The organism is Streptomyces sp. NPDC037054 (assembly GCF_055606745.1).
The window spans coordinates 207616-225523 of sequence record NZ_JBVJSJ010000013.1; the positions used below are offsets into that span (position 1 = coordinate 207616).

Below are 17908 nucleotides of genomic sequence, written 5' to 3' on the forward strand. Positions count from 1 at the left end.
GCTCAGCCCTTGGTGACCATCGAGCGGAGGAAGAACCGCAGGTTGGCGGGCTTCTCCGCGAGACGGCGCATGAAGTAGCCGTACCAGTCGGTGCCGTAGGCGGTGTAGACGCGCATGCGGTGACCCTCGGCGGCCAGCCGCACGTGCTCGTCGCCACGGATGCCGTAGAGCATCTGGAACTCGTACTCGTCCAGTTTGCGCCCTGCCGCCCGGGCGAGTTCTTGGGCGACGGAGATCAGACGCGGATCGTGCGACCCGATCATCGGGTAGCCCTCCCCCTCCATCAGCGTGCGGAGGATGCGGACGTACGCCTTGTCGATCTCGTGCTTGTGCTGGTACGCGACCTCGGCGGGCTCCTTGTACGCGCCCTTCACGAGCCGCACCCGGCTGCCGTTCCCGGCGAGGCGGCGGGCGTCGGCCTCGGTGCGGAAGAGGTACGCCTGGATGACGCAGCCGGTCTGCGGGAAGTCCTTCCGCAGTTCGTCGTGGATCGCGAACATCGAGTCGAGGGTGGTGTGGTCCTCGGCGTCCAGGGTGACCGTGGTGCCGATCTCCGCGGCGGCCTCGACCACCGGGCGGACGTTCTCCAGGGCCAGCTCGTGGCCGCCCTCCAGCGCCTGGCCGAACATCGACAGCTTCACCGACATCTCGGCGCGCGGGCCGAGCTCCAGCGGCTTGAGCCGGTCGACCAGCTCCAGGTACGCGTCCCGGGCGGCGGCGGCCTGCGCGGGGGTGGTGATGTCCTCGCCGACGACGTCCATCGTCAGCTCCAGGCCCTTGGCCGCGATGTCCTCGATGATCGGCAGGATCTCGTCGACGGTCTCGCCCGGGATGAAGCGGTTGACGACCTGCTTGGTCACGGGGGCCGCCGAGACCAGGCGTCGCATCCGGTCACTGCGCGACGCGGCGAGAATCACGGGACCCAGCACGGGGCACCTCCACAAGACGACCAACACGAGGCCGTGACCCGACGGTCCGGGTACGGCACGGAGAACCACCGTGAAACCTAAGGATCCCTCCGATCGTGGGCCATCGACAGCTGTCACGCATCCGTGCCGCAGATCTCAGACAGATGTATGAAGGCGCCCCTGATATGCGGCAGAATGCCCGAGTGACGTCGGAACACAGCGGTGACTACCAGGAGCTGGTGGACGAGATCTCGGAGCTGCTCGGCGCCCCGGCGACGCTGGAGAACCGCGACTTCGAGCTGATCGCCTTCGGCGCCTACGACAGCGAGGGCGACCTCGATCCGTCGGCGCTCGACCCGGTCCGCACCCGCTCGATCCTCACGCGCCGCTCGACGGCGGCGGTCCGCGCCTGGTTCGAGGGCTTCGGCATCACGCGCGCGACGGGCCCGGTCCGCATCCCGCCGAGCACCGAGGCGGGCGTCTACCGGGGCCGCATCTGCCTGCCGGTGCGCCACCGGGGCGTCGTCCTCGGCTACGTCTGGCTGCTGGACGGCGACCCCGGCCCCGACGAGCGCCGGCTCACGGCGGCGATGGGGGTGGCCGCCCGGATCGGGGCGCTGCTCGCGGACGAGGCCCAGCACGGCGCCGACCTCACCCGCGAGCTGCGCGCGGTGCTGACCGCCGAGCGGGACTGGCAGCGGGACATGGCGGTCGCCGAGCTGCGCACGGCGCTGGGCCCGCGCGCGGACGGCGTCCACACGGTCGTCTGCGTGGCCCCCTGGCCCTCGGCCGACCCGGACGACGCCCCGTCGGTCCGCACGGTCCCGGGCGCGACGGCCCTGTGCACCCTGCCGTGGACCGGCTCGCACCTCTGCCTCGCCCTGCTGGTCCGGCTGCGCTCGGCGGACGTCCCGGCCCCGGCGACGTCGGCGGCGGCCCGGCTGCTGGAGCGAGCACGGGCGAGCACGGGCGCGGGCGGTGCGAGCGGGCCGGGCGGTGCGAGCGGGCCCGGTGGTGCGAGCGGGCCGGGCGGTGCGGGCGATGTCGCCGCCGGGCTCGGGGCCGCGCGGGCCGGGCTCGCGGAACTGGGGACGGCCTGGCGGGAGGCGTCGGCGGCGGCCCGCGCCGCCCTGGCCGAACCCCGGCTGGGACCGGTCGCCGACTGGGCGTCCATCGGCCCGTTCCGCCTGCTCACGGCGCTGCCGCCGGACACCCCGCAGGACCCGGCGGTACGCCCGCTGCTCTCCCCCGCCCACCGCGAACTCGCCCGCACCGCCGAGCTCTACCTCGACCGCGCGGGCCAGGCGGGCCGCACGGCGGCCGAGCTGGGCATCCACCGGCAGACGCTCTACTACCGCCTCTCCCGCGTCGAGAAGCTCACGGGCCTGGACCTGGACGACGGCGAGGACCGCCTGCTGCTGCACATGGCCCTCAAGGCGCACCGGCTCTGAGCCACGGAGTACACGAAAGGGCGCCGGACGAGCCGGAGTCCGGCCCGTCCGGCGCCCTTGCGCCGATCCGTTCGTCTCAGACGAGGTTCACCGAACGCGCCGACGCGGCGCCGATCTCCGCGGCGACCTCGGCCAGCACCGTGGTGCCCACCGTGTCGTCCACCGTCAGCACCGCCAGCGCCTCGCCGCCGACCGCCGCGCGGGCGACCTGCATGCCGGCGATGTTGATGCCCGACTCGCCGAGGATGCGGCCGACCGTGCCGACGACGCCGGGACGGTCCTCGTAGCGCAGCACCAGCATGTGGTCGGCGAGCGCGAGGTCCACGTCGTACTCGCCGACGGCGACGATCTTCTGGACGTGCTTCGGGCCGGCCAGCGTGCCGGACACCGACACCTCCTCGCCGCTCGCGAGCGTGCCGCGCACGGTGACGACGTTGCGGTGCTCGGCCGACTCGGAGCTCGTCGTCAGCCGGACCTCGACGCCGCGCTCCTGGGCGAACAGCGGAGCGTTGACGTAACTGACGGTCTCCTCGACGACGTCCTCGAAGACGCCCTTGAGGGCGCTGAGTTCCAGCACCTTCACGTCGTGCTGGGTGATCTCGCCGTAGACCTCGACGTCCAGGCGGACCGCGACCTCTCCGGCGAGCGCCGTGAAGATGCGGCCGAGGCGCTCGGCGAGCGGCAGGCCCGGCTTGACGTCCTCGGCGATGACACCGCCCTGCACGTTCACCGCGTCGGGGACCAGCTCACCGGCGAGGGCCAGGCGCACCGACTTCGCGACGGCGATACCGGCCTTCTCCTGCGCCTCGTCCGTGGAGGCGCCGAGGTGCGGGGTGCAGACGACCTGGTCGAACTCGAACAGCGGCGAGTCCGTGCACGGCTCCTTCGCGTACACGTCCAGGCCGGCGCCGGCGACGCGGCCCTCCTTGAGCGCCGAGTACAGCGCCTCCTCGTCGACGATGCCGCCGCGCGCGGCGTTGACGATGCGGACGCTCGGCTTGACCTTGCGCAGCGCCTCGTCACCGATCAGGCCGAGGGTCTCGGGGGTCTTCGGCAGGTGGACGGTGATGAAGTCGGAGACCTCGAGCAGCTCGTCCAGGGACAGCACCTTGACGCCCATCTGCGCGGCCCGGGCGGGCTGCACGTAGGGGTCGTAGGCGACGACCTTCATGCCGAAGGCGGACATGCGCTGGGCGACGAGGGCGCCGATGCGGCCGAGGCCCACGACACCGAGCGTCTTCTCCGCCAGCTCCACGCCCGTGTACTTGCTGCGCTTCCACTCGCCGTTCTTCAGCGCGGCGTTGGCCTGCGGGATGTTGCGGGCGGTGGCGACGATCAGGCCGCAGGCCAGCTCGGCGGCGGTCACGATGTTGGAGGTGGGCGCGTTGACGACCATCACTCCGGCCTTGGTGGCGGCGGAGACGTCCACGTTGTCGAGGCCGACGCCGGCTCGTGCGACGACCTTCAGCTTCTTCGCGGCGGAGATCGCCTCGGCGTCGACCTTGGTGGCCGAACGGACCAGGATCGCGTCCACGTCGGCGATGGCCGGGAGCAGCTCGCCCCGGTCGGCGCCGTTGCAGTGGCGGATCTCGAAGTCCGGACCAAGCGCGTCGACGGTGGCGGGCGACAGCTCTTCAGCGATGAGTACGACGGGTTTCGAGCTCACGTGAGTCCTCACAAGTCCAATGCGGACGGCCGTCCCGACGGCCGCATGCGGTGAAGAAGTGCTAGCCGCGTGGAAGACGCACGACGCTGTGGGCCTGACGCGATGTTCTGCAGCAGTGTAGTGGCGCCAAGGGCGTCGTCCCACGCCGCTTCGGAAGGATCACCCGTCCGTGGTGGGACGGGATGGACAACGCCTCTTCATCGACGTTACCCGAGGTTCGCCGAAGGGGCCGGAGCGAACGGCTCCGGCCCCTTCGGGCGGGGGGCTTACGCCTCCTCGTCGACCCAGCTCATGAGCTTGCGCAGCTCCTTGCCGGTGGTCTCCAGCAGGTGCTCGGAGTCCTGCTGCTTGTACTCGTTGTACTTCTTCAGACCGCCGTGGTACTCGTCCATCCACTGGCGGGCGAAGGTGCCGTCCTGGATCTCGGCGAGGACCTTCTTCATCTCGGCCTTGGTGGCGTCCGTGATGATGCGCGGGCCGGTGACGTAGTCGCCCCACTCGGCGGTCTCGGAGATCGACCAGCGCATCTTCTCCAGGCCGCCCTCGTACATGAGGTCCACGATCAGCTTCAGCTCGTGCAGGCACTCGAAGTAGGCGATCTCCGGCTGGTAGCCGGCCTCGGTCAGCGTCTCGAAGCCCGCCTTGACCAGCGCGGCGGTGCCACCGCAGAGGACGGCCTGCTCACCGAACAGGTCGGTCTCGGTCTCCTCGGTGAAGGTCGTCTTGATGACGCCGGCGCGCGTGCCGCCGATGCCCTTCGCGTACGACAGGGCCAGCGCGAAGGCGTTCCCCGTGGCGTCCTGCTCGACGGCGGCGATGCAGGGAACGCCGCGGCCCTCCTCGTACTGGCGGCGGACCAGGTGGCCCGGGCCCTTCGGGGCGACCATGCAGACGTCCACGCCGGCCGGGGGCTTGATGAAGCCGTAGCGGATGTTCAGGCCGTGGCCGAAGAACAGGGCGTCGCCGTCCTTCAGGTTGTCCTTGATGTGCTTCTCGTAGACCTCGGCCTGGATCGGGTCCGGGACGAGGATCATGATGACGTCGGCCTCGGCGGCGGCCTCGGACGGGCTCACCACGCGCAGGCCCTGCTCCTCGGCCTTCGCCTTGGACTTGGAGCCCTCGTGCAGACCGACGCGCACGTCGACACCCGAGTCACGGAGCGACAGCGCGTGGGCGTGGCCCTGGCTGCCGTAACCGATGACCGCGACCTTGCGGCCCTGGATGATGGACAGGTCGGCGTCGGCGTCGTAGAACAGCTCGGCCACTTTGGGTTCTCTCCTTGTGTGCAGGTGTCGCGTCCCACCGTATGACGGTGAGGGGAGGGGAAGTCTGGGGATCTCGGAATGCGGGCGGCCCTGTTGCCCGGCCGCCCGGTTCCGTCGTTATGCCGACCGGTCGAGAGCGCGCAGCGAGCGGTCCGTGATCGAACGGGCACCGCGGCCGATCGCGATCGTGCCGGACTGGACCAGTTCCTTGATGCCGTACGGCTCCAGCATCTTGAGCATGGCCTCCAGCTTGTCGCTGGACCCGGTGGCCTCGATGGTCACGGCCTCCGGGGAGACGTCCACGGTCTTGGCGCGGAACAGCTGGACGATCTCCACGATCTGGGAGCGCGTCTCGTTGTCGGCGCGCACCTTCACCAGGACGAGTTCGCGCTGAACGGCCTGGGACGGCTCGAGCTCGACGATCTTCAGGACGTTGACGAGCTTGTTGAGCTGCTTGGTGACCTGTTCGAGCGGCAGGTCCTCGACGTTCACCACGATGGTGATGCGGGAGATGTCGGCGTGCTCGGTGACGCCCACCGCGAGCGAGTCGATGTTGAAGCCGCGCCGGGAGAACAGGGCGGCGATGCGGGCGAGGATGCCGGGGGTGTTCTCCACCAGGACGGAGAGCGTGTGCTTGGACATGTTCGGGTGCTCTTCCTCGCTCAGTCGTCTTCGTTGTCGCCGAAGTCGGGGCGGACGTCCCGGGCGGCCATGATCTCGTCGTTGGAGGTGCCGGCGGCGACCATCGGCCACACCATCGCGTCCTCGTGGACGATGAAGTCGACGACGACGGGGCGGTCGTTGATGGAGTTGGCCTCCTCGATGACCTTGTCGAGGTCGTCGGGGGACTCGCAGCGGATCGCGTAACAGCCCATCGCCTCGGACAGCTTCACGAAGTCGGGGACCCGGGTGCCGGAACTCGGTGCCTTGCCGTCGGCCTCGGGGCCGGAGTGCAGCACGGTGTTGGAGTACCGCTGGTTGTAGAACAGGGTCTGCCACTGGCGGACCATCCCGAGGGCGCCGTTGTTGATGATGGCGACCTTGATCGGGATGTTGTTCAGGGCGCAGGTGGTGAGCTCCTGGTTGGTCATCTGGAAGCAGCCGTCGCCGTCGATCGCCCAGACCGCCTTGTCGGGCGCGCCGGCCTTGGCGCCCATCGCGGCGGGGACGGCGTAGCCCATGGTTCCGGCGCCGCCGGAGTTGAGCCAGGTGGCGGGCCTGTCGTACTCGATGAAGTGCGCGGCCCACATCTGGTGCTGGCCGACGCCCGCCGCGAAGATCGTGCCCTCCGGGGCGAGTTGGCCGATCCGCTCGATGACCTGCTGCGGGGAGAGCGAGCCGTCCCCGGGCTGGTCGTAGCCGAGCGGGTAGGTCTCGCGCCAGCGGTTCAGGTCGTTCCACCAGGCGGTGTAGTCGCCCCGGTGGCCCTCGCTGTGCTCCTTCTGCACGGCCTGGACCAGGTCGGCGATGACCTCGCGGGCGTCACCGACGATCGGCACGTCGGCGGCGCGGTTCTTGCCGATCTCGGCGGGGTCGATGTCGGCGTGGACGATCTTGGCGTACGGGGCGAAGCTGTCCAGCTTGCCGGTGACGCGGTCGTCGAAGCGGGCTCCGAGGGCGACGATCAGGTCGGCCTTCTGCAGCGCGGTGACGGCGGTGACCGCACCGTGCATGCCCGGCATTCCCACGTGCAGCGGGTGGCTGTCGGGGAACGCGCCGAGCGCCATCAGGGTGGTGGTGACGGGCGCTCCGGTGAGTTCGGCGAGGACCTTCAGCTCGGCGGTGGCGCCGGCCTTGAGGACGCCGCCGCCGACGTAGAGGACGGGCCGCCTGGCGGTGGTGATCAGCTTGGCGGCCTCGCGGATCTGCTTGGCGTGCGGCTTGGTCACCGGGCGGTAGCCGGGCAGGTCCATGGTGGGCGGCCAGGTGAACACGGTCTTCGCCTGGAGGGCGTCCTTGGCGATGTCGACCAGGACCGGGCCGGGGCGGCCGGTGGAGGCGATGTGGAACGCCTGCGCGATGACCCGCGGGATGTCCTCGGCCTTGGTGACGAGGAAGTTGTGCTTGGTGATCGGCATCGTGATGCCGACGATGTCCGCCTCCTGGAAGGCGTCCGTGCCGATGGCCTTGGACGCGACCTGACCGGTGATCGCGACCAGCGGCACGGAGTCCATGTGGGCGTCGGCGATGGGCGTGACCAGGTTGGTGGCGCCCGGTCCGGACGTCGCCATGCAGACGCCGACCCTGCCGGTGGCCTGCGCGTAGCCGGTGGCGGCGTGGCCGGCGCCCTGCTCGTGGCGGACCAGGACGTGGCGGACCCGGGTGGAGTCCATCAGCGGGTCGTACGCCGGAAGGATGGCACCACCGGGAATGCCGAATACCGTGTCGGCGCCGACCTCCTCGAGAGAGCGGATGAGGGACTGCGCGCCCGTGACGTGCTCGGGGGCGGAGTGCTGTCCTCCGGATCGGGGCCGCGGCTGCGGGTGATGGGCCCCGGTGGCCTGCTCGGTCATCGGCATTCTCTTCTCGATGCTGAGGGTTTTTGCGAGGTTCGTGCGGGTCACGCGTGCTGCTCGGCAGGTGCCTGTGCAACAAAAAACCCCTCGTGCCAAAAGGCAAGCGAGGGGAGCGCGCCGGGTGGGGTCGCTGGGAGTTCCGGGTCCGTCCGGACGTCACCAGCTTCAGCCGACGCGCTTTCCAAGTACGAGAATTCGGGTGCGCATGGCACTGACCCTCCCCCCGGCACGCACTCACTGTCAAGTGGGTGGGACGGGAGTCTCATTATGTGAGCGGAGGGCCGTCCCGCCTCTGAGGACGGCTGTCACTCCACTGGAGTACACGCCCGCGGCGCCGCTCACGAACGCCGGTTCGGCCGGCCCGTGCGGCACCGGATAGTGGCCGGCGGTCAGGGCCCGGCGCAGCCGGTACTCGTCCAGCGGCCCGGAGAAGGCCATGCCCTGCCCGTGGGTGCAGCCCATCGCGCGCAGGGCGACCACCTGCTCGGGCAGGTCCACGCCGTCGGCCACGGACTGCAGGCCGAGGTCGGTGGCGATGCGCAGCAGCCCGCTGGTGATCTTGTGCAGCCGGGCGGACTCCACGACGCCCTCGACGAGGCCGCGGTCGAGTTTCAGTACGTCGACGGGGAGCCGTCTGAGGGCCGTTATCGTGCCGTAACCGCTGCCGAAGCCGTCCAGCGCGATCCGTACGCCCACCCGCTTGAGGGCGCCGAGGCGGCGCTCCAGGTCGTCCAGCGCCACGCGCGGGTCGGTGTCGGCGAGTTCGAGGACCAGGGAGCCGGGCGACAGTCCGTGCCGGGTGAGCAGCGCCTCGATGGATCCGAGCGGCATGGAGCGGTCCAGCAGGCGGCGGGCGCCGATCCGGACGGCGACGGGTACGGACAGCCCGGTCGCGGCGCGCTCGGCGGCCTGCTCGACGGCCTCCTCCAGCACCCAGCGGCACAGCTCGGCCGTCTTGTCGCTGTCCTCGGCGACCCGCAGGAACTCGGCCGGGGTGAACAGCACGCCCTGCGAGGAACGCCAGCGGGCCTGGGCGCACACGGACGTGATCCGGCCGTCCTGGAGGGAGACCACCGGCTGGTGCAGCAGGGCGAACTCGCCGTCGTTCAGCGCGGCACGCAGGCGCGTGGCCAGCTCCGCCTTGCGGACGACGTCCTGCTGCATCTGCGGCTTGTACAGCTCGACGCGGCCCTTGCCGCCGGCCTTGGCGCGGTACATGGCGAGGTCGGCGTTGCGCAGCAGTTCGCCCGCGCCGATGCCGGCGTCCGCGAAGGCGACGCCGATGGAGGCGTTGACCCGGACGTCGTTGCCGTCGATGAGGTACGGCTGGGACAGCGTCAGCCTGAGGCGGTCGGCGAGCTCCAGGATGTGCCGTTCCCGGGCGGTGCGGTCGCGCGCGCCGTCCCCGACGATGAGGGCCGCGAACTCGTCGCCGCCGAGCCGGGAGGCGGTGTCGCCCTGCCGGACCGCCTCCTGGAGTCTGCGGGCGGCCTGGACGAGGAGCTCGTCGCCGGCCTGGTGCCCGATGGTGTCGTTGACGGCCTTGAAGCCGTCCAGGTCGATGAAGAGGACGGCCGTGCCGCGCAGGGCGGCGCCGCGGTCGGTGGCCCGGCGGCCGCCGAGCGCCTGCTGGACCCGCTTGGTGAACAGCGTGCGGTTGGGCAGGTCGGTCAGCGGGTCGTGCTCGGCGTTGTGCTGCAACTGCGCCTGGAGGCGGACCCGTTCGGTGACGTCGCGGCTGTTGAAGATGAGGCCGCCGTGGTGCCGGTTGACGGTCGACTCGACGTTCAGCCAGCCTCCCCCGCCGCCGGAGCGGAAGCGGTACTCGATGCGCGTAGTGGGTTCGTCGGCCGGGTCGGCGGCGAGGAATCTGCGCACCTCGTGCACCACGCGGCCCAGGTCCTCCGGGTGGATCAGGCTCGACAGCTCCTGGCCGACGAGTTCCTCGGCGGGCCGCCCGTAGACGCCGGCGGCGGCCGGGGAGACGTACCGGAGTATGCCGCTGGGCGCGGCGATCATGATGACGTCGCTGGAGCCCTGCACCAGGGAGCGGAAGTGGTTCTCCTTCTGCGCGAGTTCCTGGGTGAGGGTGATGTTGTCGAGCAGCATGATGCCCTGCCGCACGACGAGCGCGAGCACCACGGTGCCGCAGGTGATGAGCACGACGCGGTCGACGCTGCGGCCGTTGAGGACGTTGTAGAGGATCCCCAGGGTGCAGACGGCGGCCGCGAGGTACGGGGTGAGCGCGGCGAGGGAACCGGCGATGGGCCGGGCGGCCGTGCCGCGCGCGGGGTCGGCCGGCGGGGGCGGTGGGCGGTGCGCTCCCGCGGGCCTGCCCGGCAGGTGCTCGTGCACCACGCGCGTGTGCCCGTCCGCGTGGGGCGGCGCCGCGTCCCGGGGCGCGGCCCACGGTGCGTACGCCAGGAGCAGTGAGCCGGCGAACCAGCCCGCGTCGAGCAGCTCGCCCGAGCGGTAGCTGTTGTGCAGCAGCGGCGAGGTGAACAGGGCGTCGCACAGCACGGTCAGGCCGAGCCCGCCGATGGCGGTGTTGAGCACCGTGCGGTTCACCGAGGAGCGCCGGAAGTGCAGCGCGAGGATCATGCTGACGAGGGCGATGTCCAGCAGTGGGTACGCCACCGACAGCGCCGCGTGCGCCACGCTCGGTCCCTCGGACTTGGCCGCCTGGGCGAGCGCCAGGCTCCACGCCAGCGTGAGCAGCGAGCCGCCGATCAGCCAGGCGTCCAGGGCGAGGCAGACCCAACCCGCCCTGGTCACCGGCCGCTTGGCGAGCACCAGCAGTCCGACGATGGCGGGCGGCGCGAAGCACAGGAAGAACAGGTCGGCGTAGGAAGGGCTGGGCACGGGCACGCCGAGGACCACCTCGTACCAGCCCCAGACCAGGTTGCCGAGGGCCGCCATCGCCGAGGAGAGGCCGAACAGCAGCCAGGCGGGCCGAAACCGGACTCGCGGGCTGCGGGCGTACAGCAGGCAGGAGACGGCGGCGGCAGCGGCGGCGGCGCTCAGCCCGAAGTCGCCCATGATCAGCGCGAGTTGCTCCGAGCCCCAGCCGAGCGCGGCGCCGACGGCGTAGGCCGCGCAGGTCAGGGCGAGGGCGAGGCGGGGAGCGGTGCGCCCCGGGGCCTCGACGGGGTCCGGCGGGCGGGGCAGCACGGCGCCCGGCGACGGCTGCGTGCGCGGTGCGCCGTCGAGGGCCGGCGCGGGGGGCGGCGGCGACGTCACCGGTCCCTCCCGGTCCCCGGCCCCGCGTCCCGGCGGCTGGGGTGCGCCGGGTGGACGTGCCTCCTGCGGCTGCCGTGCCTGCGGCGCCCGCCGTGCCGGGTGTGACTGCTGTGAAGGCCGCCTTGATGGGCGTGGCAACCGCGGCTGCGCGCGGTTTTCCGCCAGGGTCGCCGTCGGCGGCCCCGCCACATCGGATCGCTCGTCCATAGGCCGTGCATCGCCCGTCGCCCCCCTCACCGTTGTGAATGTCCGTCCCCTGGCGCCGTAGTGCGCGGCGCAACCCCTGTCGGGACGATACACCAGGATCGTCACTCAGGGACATAGGTTCTCTACGCTCCGTGACGACCAGGGAAGATGCGAGTACCCACCGCTTCCGAAGGGTCGCGGACGGTACTCGAACCGGAATTACACGCTTGCCGTGCCCGTCGTCAGAATCACGTTCCGCAACGGCTCCCGGTTCACGAAACGGCTCAACTGGTCCACCAGCAGCCGCTTGGCGCGCGGCAGGAACGCGGACGTGGGCCCGCCGACGTGCGGGCTGATCAGCACGCCGGGTGCCTGCCACAACGGGTGTTCGCGGGGCAGGGGTTCGGGGTCCGTGACGTCGAGGGCGGCGGTGATGCGGCCGCTCTCCAGCTCCGCGAGCAGGGCCTTGGTGTCGACGACCGCCCCGCGCGCGACGTTGACCAGGAGCGCGCCGTCCTTCATCCGCGCGAGGAAGTCGGCGCCGGCCAGGCCCCTGGTGGCGTCGGTGAGGGGCGTGGTGAGGACGACGACGTCGGCCTCCGGGAGCAGGGCGGGCAGTTCGGTGATCGGGTGCACCGGGCCGCGCGCCGTGGTGCGCTCGGAGCGCGCGACGCGCGCCACCCGCGCGACCTCGAACGGCGCGAGCCGGTCCTCGACGGCGGCGCCGATCGACCCGTAGCCGACGATCAGCACGGACTTGTCGGCCAGCGCGGGCCGGAACCCGCCGAGCCACTCGCCGCGGTCCTGGGCCCGCACGTGGTCGGGGATGCCGCGCAGGGACGCCAGGATCAGGGTGAGGGTGAGTTCCGCGGTGCTCGCCTCGTGCACGCCCCGCGCGTTGCACAGCCGTACGCCGGGACGCAGGTGCTTCAGGCCGGGCTCGACGTGGTCGGTGCCGGCCGACAGGGTCTGGACGACCTCGACGGAGCTCATCGCGGGCAGCGGGCGCTGTCCGAGGCCCGGCGGCTTCATGTACGGCACCACGTAGAAGGCGCAGTGGGCGGGGTCGGCCGGGTACTCCTCGGCGCCGTCCCAGAAGCGGTAGGAGGGCCCTTCGGGGAGGCCTTCGATCTCTTCCGGCGGGATGGGAAGCCACACGTCAGCAGTCATGTCTGGAGGCTATGTCAGGGGCCGGCGGGCGCAGAGGTTAGGTTGGGGGCGCCAGGAGAGGGAGGGTCACGAGCAGGTGGAGCGCAGGACGATCGGCGCGGCGGCGCTCGCGGTGGGGGCCGTCGGACTCGGGTGCATGCCGATGAGCTGGGCGTACAGCGCCTCGCGACAGCGGGGCGACGAGTCGCTCAGGGCGGTGCACCGGGCGCTGGACCTGGGTTCGACGCTGCTGGACACGGCCGACATGTACGGCCCGTTCACCAACGAGCTGTTGCTGGGGCGGGTGTTGAAGGAGCGGCGGGCCGACGCCTTCGTGTCGACGAAGGTCGGACTGCTGGTCGGCGATCAGCACATCGTGGCCAACGGCCGCCCCGGCTATGTGCGGCGGGCGTGCGACGCGTCGCTGCGGCGGCTCCAGACGGACGTGATCGACCTCTACCAGCTGCACCGCGCGGACCCGGAGGTGCCGGTCGAGGAGACCTGGGGCGCGATGGCCGAGCTCGTACGGGCGGGAAAGGTACGGGCGTTGGGGCTGTGCGCGGTGGGCGCGCGGTCGGCTCGGCGTGCGGGGGCCCGGCTGCACGACGGGACGCTGCGGCAGCTGGAGCGGGTGCAGCAGGTGTTCCCGGTGAGCGCGGTGCAGGCCGAGCTGTCGGTGTGGTCGCCGGAGGCGCTGGAGGCGCTGCTGCCGTGGTGCGAGGCGCGCGGCATCGGCTTCCTCGCCGCGATGCCGCTCGGCAACGGCTTCCTGACCGGCACGCTGACGCCCGGCGAGGGCTTCGAGCCGGACGACCTGCGGGCCCGGCACCCCCGCTTCACGGCCGAGATGATGGCGGCGAACCAGCCGATCGTCGCGGGGCTGCGCCGGGTCGCGGCCCGGCACGGCGACGCGGTGACCCCGGCGCAGGTCGCGCTGGCCTGGGCGCTGGCGCAGGGCCGGCACGTGGTGCCGGTGCCGGGCGCCAAGCAGGAACGTTGGGTCACCGAGAACGCGCGGGCGGCGGCGCTGCGGCTGACCGAGCGGGACCTGGCGGAGGTCGCGGGGCTGCCCCGGGCGCAGGGGTCGTGGGACTGAGGGGTCCCGGATCGGGAACCTGGGGAGCCCGGGCGGTGTATGACAAGGGAGAGCCCACCGCGTCGAAGGGACCATGATCGTGCAACGTCGAGCCGCGACGGCCGCCCTGGCCGCCGCCCTCCTGCTGACGGCCGGCTGCACCTCCGACGACGGAGGACCGCCCGACCGCGACGGCAGGAGCGCCACCCCGAGTACGACGGCCGGTTCGTCGCCCACCGGGCGGGGCGCCGAGCAGGGCCCGCCCGCGAAGGGCACGGTCGAGGTCGTCCGCACGGTCGCCTCGGGCCTGGACAGCCCCTGGGGCCTCGCCGCGATCCCCGGCGGCGGGCTGCTGGTGTCCTCCCGGGACGACGCGACGATCACGCGCGTCGACGAGAAGACCGGCCGCAAGACCGAGCTGGGCGAGGTGCCGGGCGTCGCCCCGGAGGGCGAGGGCGGCCTGATGGGCATCGCCCTCTCCCCCGACTTCGCCACCGACCACATGGTCTACGCGTACTTCACCTCGGCCTCCGACAACCGCGTCGTCCGGATGCTGTACGACGCGAAGAAGCCCGCCGGTGAGCAACTGGGCGCTCCCGACACGGTGTTCAGGGGCATCCCGAAGGGCTTCGTGCACAACGGCGGCCGGATCGCGTTCGGGCCGGACAAGATGCTGTACGCGGGCACGGGCGAGAGCGGCGACACGGGCCTGTCGCAGGACAGGAAGTCCCTGGGCGGCAAGATCCTGCGGCTGACGCCGGAGGGCGAGCCGGCGCCGGGCAATCCGTTCCCGGACTCCCCGGTGTACTCGTACGGGCACCGCAATGTGCAGGGGCTCGCCTGGGACGGGAAGCAGCGGCTGTTCGCGGCCGAGTTCGGCCAGGACACCTGGGACGAGCTGAACGCGATCGAGCCGGGCGACAACTACGGCTGGCCCGAGGCGGAGGGCCGCTCGGACGGCGGCGGGTTCCACGACCCGCTGGCCCAGTGGGGCACGGACGAGGCGTCCCCGAGCGGCATCGCGTTCGCCGAGGGCTCGGTGTGGATGGCGGGCCTGCGGGGCGAGCGGCTGTGGCGCGTGCCGCTGAAGGGCACCGAGGCCGCGGCGGAGCCGCAGGCGTTCCTGGCGGGCGACCACGGCAGGCTGCGTACGGTCGTGGCGGCGGGCGGCGACCGGCTGTGGGTGACGACCAGCAACACCGACGGGCGGGGCGAGCCGAAGGACGGCGACGACCGGATCCTGGAGCTGCGGGTCTCCTAGGACCTGCCCGCCGGAAACGCACCCACCGGTGGCCCGGACGTGCCCGCGACCGTCAGCCCACGGCTTCGGACACGGGTGCGTCCGCGGGGAACAGCCCTTCCCGGTGGGCCACCGCCGCCGCCTCGCCCCGGCCCGTGACGCCCAGCTTGGCGAGGATGTTCGACACGTGGACGCTGGCGGTCTTCGGGGAGATGAACAGTTCCCCGGCGATCTGCCGGTTGGTGCGGCCGAGGGCGACCAGGCGCAGCACGTCCCGTTCCCGGCTGGTCAGGCCGAGGGCCTCGGCGGGGTCGGCCGGGGCGGGCTCCGGGGCGCGGTGACCGAGGGTGAGCCGGGCGCGCTGGGCGAGGAGGGCGACGGCGTCGGCGAGCGGGCGGGCGCCGAGGTGGCCGGCGACGGCGTGGACGAGGCGGAGCAGTTCGGTGGCGCGGGCGCGTTCGTCGTCGCCGCCGGCGGCCAGGACGGACGCGGCGAGCCGGTACCGGACGCGGGCGAGGTCGTAGGGGCGTTCCAGGGGTTCGAAGGCGGTGACCACCTCGGACCAGGTGTCCGGGGTGTCGCGGCCGTCGGCGCGCAGGAGTTCGGCGCGCACCCACTTGTCGTGGGCGACCCAGACGGGGGCGGCCGTGGTGAGGTTCCTGACGGTGCGGAAGAGGCGTTCGAGGAAGGCGGCGCGGCCCTGCTCGGCGGCGCTCTGCCCGCGCGCGTCGGCCTCGGCGGTGGCGGCGGCGAGCAGCAGCGGCCAGGCGTAGCGGTGGGTGCCGGGCGGGAAGCCGGCGTCCAGGGCGCGGTCCGCCTCGGCGCGGGCGTCGAGGACGCGTCCCTCGGCGGCGGCGACGCCGACGCAGATGCGGGTCAGGGGCAGGTTGTTCTGCGGCATGGGGTCGTGGGTGCCGTACGAGGCGCGGGCGTCGGCCAGCAGCCGGGCCGCCTCGGCGACCTCGCCGCGGGCGAGCGCGACGCCGGCGAGCTGGAGGCAGGCCCCGCCGCGTGGCTTGGCGGCCTGCCCGGTGCGCTGGGCGGCCCGGACGGCCGCGTCGACGGCCTCGTCCCAGCGGCCGAGGGAGCACAGCGACTCGGCGAGGTTCACCCACACCCAGCCCTCGGACTCCAACAGCCCCATGCGGCTGGTGAGGCGGGTGCCCTCGCGCAGGATCTCGGCGGCCTCCGCCGAGCGGCCGACGCCCTCCAGGGAGGAGGGCAGGTTGATGTGGACGCGGCCGAGCACGGCGGGCCGGCTCTGCGCCACGGCCAGGTCCCTCACCTGGTACATCTCGGCGAGCCCGGCCTCGATGTCGCCGGCGTCGACCATCAGGCCGCCGAGGGTGAGCCGGGCGTTGAGCTCGATGTCGGCGGCGCCGACCATGCGCGCGTAGTCGACGGCGCGCTCGGCGGCGGTGACGGCCTCCGGGCCGGGTTCGTGGAGCATGGCCCAGCCGGCGGCCATGGCGAGCACCTCGGCGTGCACCTCGGACGGCGGCAGGCCGCGGACCAGTTCCTGCGCGGTGCCGAGCTCCGCCCAGCCGTCGCCGCGGGCCATCGTCTGGACGAGGCGGGAGCGCTGGACCCAGAACCAGGCGGTGCGCAGGGGGTCCGGGTCGTCCTCCAGCAGCCGCAGCGCCCGCTTGGTGATCTTCAGGGCGCGTTCGCGTTCGCCGCACCGCCGCCCGGCGACGGCGGCCTCCGCCATGAGGTCGAGGTAGCGCAGCGGCGCGACCTCCGGGTCGCAGCCGCACGGGGGGTAGACCTCGGTGTAGTCGACGGGGCGCAGGGTGGCGCGGACCTCGTCGGGTACGGCGTCCCAGAGGTCCATCGCGCGTTCCAGCAGCCTCAGTTGCTCGGAGTAGGCGTGCCGGCGGCGGGCCTCCACGGAGGCGTCGAGGACGGCGGGCAGGGCCTTGGCCGCGTCGTGGGCGTGGTACCAGTAGCTGGCCAGGCGCATCACGCGCTGGTCGGCCGGGACGAGCGTCGGGTCGGCCTCCAGGGCCTCGGCGTAGCGGCGGTTGAGGCGGGAGCGCTCGCCGGGCAGCAGGTCGTCGCTGACGGCCTCGCGGACCAGGGAGTGCCGGAAGCGGTAGCCGTCGCCGGCGGGCGCGGCGGTGAGCAGGTTGGCGTTGACGGCGGCCCGCAGCGCCTCGATGAGGTCGTCCTCGGCGAGCCGGGCGACGGCGGCGAGCAGCGCGTACTCCACGGTGGAGCCGCCCTCGGCGACGATCCGGGCGATGTTCTGGGCGCTCTCGGGCAGTGCCTCGACGCGGACGAGGAGCAGGTCGCGCAGGGAGTCGGTGAGCCCGGTGCGGCAGCCCTCGTGGGCGGCGACGGCGAGTTCCTCGACGAAGAAGGCGTTGCCGTCGGAACGTTCGAAGATCTCGTCGACCTGGTCGGGGTCGGGGTCGCGGGCGAGGATGCCGGCGATCTGGCGGCCGACCTCGGCGCGGTTGAAGCGGGCGAGTTCGACGCGGCGGACGGTGCGCAGCCGGTCGAGTTCGGCGAGCAGGGGGCGCAGCGGGTGGCGGCGGTGGATGTCGTCGGCGCGGTAGGTGGCGAGGACGACGAGGCGGCCGGTGCGCAGGGTGCGGAAGAGGTAGGCGAGCAGGTGCCGGGTGGAGGCGTCGGCCCAGTGCAGGTCTTCCAGGACGACGACGACCGTGCGGTCGGCGGCGAGGCGTTCCAGGAGGCGGACGGTGAGTTCGAAGAGGCGGGCGGTGCCGTCCTCGTCGTGCCGGCCGGCGGTGGCCGTGCCCAGTTCGGGCAGCAGGCGGGCGAGTTCGTCCTCCTGCCCGGCAGCGGCGGCGGCGAGTTCGTCGGGCAGGGCGCGGCGCAGGGCGCGCAGGGCGGTGGAGAACGGGGCGAAGGGCAGTCCGTCGGCGCCGATCTCGACGCAGCCGCCGACGGCGACGACGGCGCCCCGCCGGGAGGCGCCGGCGGCGAACTCCTCGACGAGGCGGGTCTTGCCGACGCCGGCCTCGCCGCCGATGAGGAGGGCCTGCGGCTCGCCCCCCGCCGCGCGGGCGAGCGCGTCGCGCAGGATGTCCAACTCGGTTGCGCGGCCGACGAACACGGGACTCACGGACCTGGTCTCCACGGGCCCGAGCATCGCACGCGGACCGGTCGGTGCGGCACTCGTTTTCGCTGTGGGGAGAGCACGCGGCGCGGGGAGGACGGCCGGTGTCCGGTCGTCCTCCCCGTGG

The 17908-nt window shown here is 72.6% G+C and carries 11 protein-coding genes; 3 read left to right on the forward strand and 8 right to left on the reverse strand.

The genetic code is table 11. The features are described from left to right. Positions 1–2 precede the first annotated feature (2 nt). Entirely contained in the window at positions 3–929 is a 927-nt protein-coding gene (locus tag ACZ7D7_RS27965) for a proline dehydrogenase family protein (protein WP_470827825.1), read from the reverse strand. Between the two features lie 164 nt (positions 930–1093). Here ACZ7D7_RS27965 and ACZ7D7_RS27970 point away from each other — a divergent pair, with 164 nt between their 5' ends. Beyond that, complete coding sequence (locus ACZ7D7_RS27970) at positions 1094–2359, forward strand: PucR family transcriptional regulator (protein WP_470827827.1); 1266 nt, start codon at positions 1094–1096, stop codon at positions 2357–2359. A 76-nt stretch (positions 2360–2435) separates the two neighbouring features. Here the strand turns inward: ACZ7D7_RS27970 and serA are convergent, their stop codons facing one another. From serA to ACZ7D7_RS28000, 6 genes are all read right to left on the reverse strand, one after another. Then, positions 2436–4025: a phosphoglycerate dehydrogenase gene (gene serA / locus ACZ7D7_RS27975; protein WP_470827828.1), complete on the reverse strand. Its 1590-nt coding sequence runs from the start codon at positions 4023–4025 to the stop codon at positions 2436–2438. Between the two features lie 266 nt (positions 4026–4291). Then, positions 4292–5290: a ketol-acid reductoisomerase gene (ilvC, locus tag ACZ7D7_RS27980; protein WP_470827830.1), complete on the reverse strand. Its 999-nt coding sequence runs from the start codon at positions 5288–5290 to the stop codon at positions 4292–4294. Positions 5291–5407: 117 nt separating this feature from the next. After that, positions 5408–5932 (reverse strand): acetolactate synthase small subunit, encoded by a 525-nt coding sequence (gene ilvN / locus ACZ7D7_RS27985; RefSeq protein WP_470827831.1) that lies wholly within the window; start codon positions 5930–5932, stop codon positions 5408–5410. 20 nt (positions 5933–5952) lie between these two features. Further along, positions 5953–7809 (reverse strand): acetolactate synthase large subunit, encoded by a 1857-nt coding sequence (locus ACZ7D7_RS27990; RefSeq protein WP_470827832.1) that lies wholly within the window; start codon positions 7807–7809, stop codon positions 5953–5955. A gap of 237 nt (positions 7810–8046) precedes the next feature. Beyond that, positions 8047–11046, reverse strand: a complete 3000-nt coding sequence (locus ACZ7D7_RS27995) for a putative bifunctional diguanylate cyclase/phosphodiesterase (protein ID WP_470827834.1) — start codon at positions 11044–11046, stop codon at positions 8047–8049. Positions 11047–11451: 405 nt separating this feature from the next. After that, on the reverse strand, positions 11452–12402 hold the full coding sequence (locus tag ACZ7D7_RS28000; RefSeq protein ID WP_470827836.1) for a 2-hydroxyacid dehydrogenase: 951 nt from the start codon (positions 12400–12402) through the stop codon (positions 11452–11454). Between the two features lie 76 nt (positions 12403–12478). Here ACZ7D7_RS28000 and ACZ7D7_RS28005 point away from each other — a divergent pair, with 76 nt between their 5' ends. Both ACZ7D7_RS28005 and ACZ7D7_RS28010 read left to right on the forward strand, forming a co-directional pair. Next, the gene (locus ACZ7D7_RS28005; RefSeq protein ID WP_470827838.1) at positions 12479–13477 is read left to right on the forward strand and encodes an aldo/keto reductase; all 999 of its coding nucleotides are present in this window, start codon (positions 12479–12481) and stop codon (positions 13475–13477) included. Positions 13478–13550: 73 nt separating this feature from the next. Further along, entirely contained in the window at positions 13551–14717 is a 1167-nt protein-coding gene (locus ACZ7D7_RS28010; protein ID WP_470827839.1) for a PQQ-dependent sugar dehydrogenase, read from the forward strand. Positions 14718–14769: 52 nt separating this feature from the next. Here ACZ7D7_RS28010 and ACZ7D7_RS28015 read toward each other — a convergent pair whose 3' ends face one another. Beyond that, positions 14770–17814 (reverse strand): helix-turn-helix transcriptional regulator, encoded by a 3045-nt coding sequence (locus tag ACZ7D7_RS28015; protein WP_470827840.1) that lies wholly within the window; start codon positions 17812–17814, stop codon positions 14770–14772. Between the last annotated feature and the right edge of the window lie 94 nt (positions 17815–17908).